The organism is Streptomyces alkaliphilus, from assembly GCF_014141535.1.
GTDB classification, from domain to species: Bacteria; Actinomycetota; Actinomycetes; order Streptomycetales; family Streptomycetaceae; genus Streptomyces; species Streptomyces alkaliphilus.
In genome coordinates this window covers 1-3,527 of sequence record NZ_VKHT01000546.1, presented here as the reverse complement: position 1 = coordinate 3,527, position 3,527 = coordinate 1, and the positions used below count along the sequence as shown (strand labels likewise).

Sequence of the window (3,527 nt, the reverse complement as noted above, 5' to 3'; positions counted from 1 at the left end):
GCCTTTCCCCGCTCTTCCCCTCCGCCCCCCAACCGGTGGGCACGGTGGACGGTGGAGCGGCCGGTGCCCGGATCGGGATCGTGGTTTCACGTGAAACGGCGGCTCCGGAGTCGGGCGCCGGCCGGATGGCCTCCCGCACCCCACTCCCGGGTGCGGCCCCCGCGGCCGGTGGGCCGGTGCGTGCCTCCCCGTGCCCGGAACGGGAGACGGCATCAGGCCCGGGAGGGACGGACCACTCCGCCGGCGGGCAGCCGGGCGCCCCCCAGCAGCCGATCGATGAAGGCCCCCATCTCCGAGATGCGGTCGATCAGGGTGTGCAGATCCATCCGCAGGCGCGGGTACACCGGATGTTCGCGCACCACCCGGAAACCCACGGCTTCCAGGTACCCGACCGGCAGGACGCAGCCGGACGCCGCGGCGGGAGAGGCCCCGAACGCCTCCAGCGCCCGGAAGCCCCGCCCCAGGACGTCCTTGGCGGCGGACTGGAGCAGGGCCCGGCCCAAACCCTGCCCCCGCGCCTCGGGGTGCAGCCAGGAGGTCATCAACAGGACGGCGTCGGGGGAGACCGGACCGCTGGAGAACAGCGGCGCCCTGGGGACCGCCTCCGGTGGCGCGTAGCTCACGAAGCCCACCGGGTTCCGGTCGATGTAGGCCACCCTGCCGCAGGTGCCCCATTCCAACAGCACGGAGGAGAGCCACGCCTCCTTCTCCAGCAGGGCCTGCCCCCGGCGTCGGACAAGGGCCGCCTCCACGGGCTCCATCTCCCAGAAAACACAGGACAGACAGCGCACCGGTAGATCGGGCACGGTCTCCAGGTCGAGCGGCACAAGCTGGCGCCCCATGGGTCCCATGGTAGCCAGGAGGGGACGAAACGGCCCGGGGCGCGGCTCCCCCTCCACGGCCCCGGCTGTGCGAGAACCGCGTGTCCGGGGGGAGCGACCCAACCACCGGTCGAAGCGGTCGGTGGAGAAACCGGGGGCCGGTACGGGAACCCCGAAAAGTCCCGCACCGGCCCCTCGTCACCGCTCTCCGCCGCCGACCCTCCCGGCCGGGAGGAGAGCGGCGAGAGCGACGACCGGTATCGGCGTCACGGCCCTCAGGTGTTCTCCCCGTCCTCCGCCCCCTCGGCGGGACCGGCGGAGAGCCGCTCCTCCAGCACCTTGTTCTCTCCCGGCGCGAGCCGACCGAGAATGCGCTCGAGATCCTCCATCGAGGCGAACTCGACGACGATCTTCCCCTTCTTCTGACCCAGGTCCACCTTCACCCGGGTCTCGAAGCGGTCGGAGAGCCGACCCGCCAGGTGGTCCAGGGCAGGGGAGACCCGCCGCCCCGGGCGGGGTCCGCGAGCCCTGGTGGGCTTGCCGCTCTCCCGGGCCCGCAGGGTGACGATCTCCTCCATGGCCCGCACCGAGAGGCCCTCGGCCACGATCCGGTACGCCAGGGCGTCCTGCTCCTCCGGGTCGTCCACGGACAGCAGTGCCCGGGCATGACCGGCCGAGAGGACCCCGGCCGCCACCCGTCGCTGTACCGCGGGGGAGAGCTTGAGCAGCCGCAGGGTGTTGGAGACCTGGGGACGCGAACGGCCGATCCGATCGGCGAGTTCGTCGTGGGTGCACCTGAAGTCACGCAGCAGCTGGTCGTAGGCGGCCGCCTCCTCCAGCGGGTTGAGCTGCGCGCGGTGCAGGTTCTCCAACAGCGCGTCGAGGAGCAGCCGGTCGTCCTCGGTGGAGCGGACGATGGCGGGGATGGCGGTCAGACCCGCCTCCCGACAGGCCCGCAAGCGGCGCTCACCCATGATCAGCTCGTAGCGGCCGGAGTCCAGACGGCGCACCACCACGGGCTGGAGGAGGCCGACCTCCTTGATGGAGGTCACCAACTCGGCGAGGGCGTCCTCGTCGAAGACCTCACGCGGCTGCCGGGGGTTGGGGGCGATGGCGTCGAGGGGAAGCTCGGCGAAGTGCGCGCCGTCCACCGTCCCGGCGAAGGGGTCGGCCGGGCCGCTGCTCTCCGGCTCCCGCCCGGCCGCCGCGGCGATCTCCGCCGCCGTGCCCCGGACGGGCGGCGCCCCGGGCACCGGGAAGGAATCGGGAGCGGTGCCCGGCTCGGGCACCCCCACCGGGCGGGCGGGGACCGGGCCCCGCCCCCGGGGGAGCCCCGGGGGAACCGCTCCCGGTGCCACGGAGGCACCGGTGCGGGCCTCCGCCACGTCGGTTTCCGTCGCCTCCGGCGCCTCCTCCCCGGGCGGAGCGGCCGGCGGCCGGTCCTCGCTCACCGGCGCGGCGGGGATCAGTGCCCCCAGGCCTCGACCGAGTCCTCTGCGTCGTTCACTCACTGGGGGCCCTCCACCGTGGCGTGTGTGCTCTGCTGTGCGCCGCTGCCGCGCAGCGCGATCTCCCGAGCGGCTTCCAGGTAGGACAGCGCCCCGCTGGAACTCGGGTCGTAGGTGAGAACGGTCTGGCCGTAGCTGGGCGCCTCGGAGATGCGCACGGACCGGGGGATGTTGGTCCGCAGCACCTCGTGGCCGAAGTGGCTGCGCACCTCCTCCGCGACCTGCGAGGCGAGACGGGTGCGACCGTCGTACATCGTCAGCAGGATGGTGGAGACGTGCAGATCGGGATTGAGGTGCCCCCGCACCAGTTCCACGTTCCGCAGCAGTTGTCCGAGGCCCTCCAGCGCGTAGTACTCGCACTGGATCGGGATGACCACCTCGGCGCCGGCGACCAGGGCGTTCACCGTGAGCAGGCCCAGGGAGGGCGGGCAGTCGATGAAGACGTAGTCGAGCGGCTGCTCGTAGGCGTCCAGGGCTCGGCGCAGCCGGCTCTCCCGGGCGACCAGCGAGACGAGTTCGATCTCGGCACCGGCCAGGTCGATGGTGGCCGGCGCGCAGAAGAGCCCCTCCACGTCGGTCACCGGCTGCACCACGTCCGCCAGGGGCTTGCCCTCGACGAGCACGTCGTAGATGGAGGGCACCTCGGCGTGGTGGTCGATGCCCAGCGCGGTGGAGGCGTTGCCCTGGGGGTCGAGATCGATCACCAGCACCCGGGCGCCGTGCAGCGCGAGGGAGGCGGCGAGGTTGACCGTCGTGGTGGTCTTCCCGACGCCGCCCTTCTGGTTGGCGACGATCATGATGCGGGTGCGGTCGGGGCGGGGGAGGGAGCCACCGTTGCGGTGAAGGGCGGCTACCGCCTGTTGGGCGGCGCGACCGGCCGGCAGGTCCCCGGTGGGTGAGGGGGCGGCACGACCGAGGTCGACGGCGCCGCCGGGAGCGTCCCCGTTCTCGCTCCGGGGACCGGGGACCGGCTCGGCCGTCGGGCCGGCGATGTTGGCGTCGGACCGCACTGGCTCACTCTCCTCGACATGCGCAGCCTTCGTGGAATCACAGACTGCCATGTCCCCGGGGTGGTGAACCAGCGAGCCCCGCCTTTCGGTGGCCGAAGTCGTGCCGGGGGAGAACCTTCTCGCACGTTCCAGGGAGCGGGAGAGGGGGAGCGGGAGGGCGAGACCGCCGGACTCGTGCCCCTTTGAGG

General features: G+C 73.0%; 3 protein-coding genes. All 3 read right to left on the bottom strand.

The window, feature by feature from the left end:
• Positions 1-212: 212 nt before the first annotated feature.
• The 3 genes from FNQ90_RS16445 to FNQ90_RS16435 all read right to left on the bottom strand — a co-directional run bounded on the left by FNQ90_RS16445 (position 213) and on the right by FNQ90_RS16435 (position 3,390).
• Complete coding sequence (locus FNQ90_RS16445) at positions 213-842, bottom strand: GNAT family N-acetyltransferase (RefSeq protein WP_182607077.1); 630 nt, start codon at positions 840-842, stop codon at positions 213-215.
• Positions 843-1,096: 254 nt separating this feature from the next.
• Positions 1,097-2,332: a ParB/RepB/Spo0J family partition protein gene (locus FNQ90_RS16440; protein WP_182607076.1), complete on the bottom strand. Its 1,236-nt coding sequence runs from the start codon at positions 2,330-2,332 to the stop codon at positions 1,097-1,099.
• Positions 2,329-3,390, bottom strand: a complete 1,062-nt coding sequence (locus FNQ90_RS16435; protein WP_143624817.1) for a ParA family protein — start codon at positions 3,388-3,390, stop codon at positions 2,329-2,331. Before FNQ90_RS16435 ends, FNQ90_RS16440 begins: the two co-directional genes overlap by 4 nt.
• Positions 3,391-3,527: the final 137 nt, after the last annotated feature.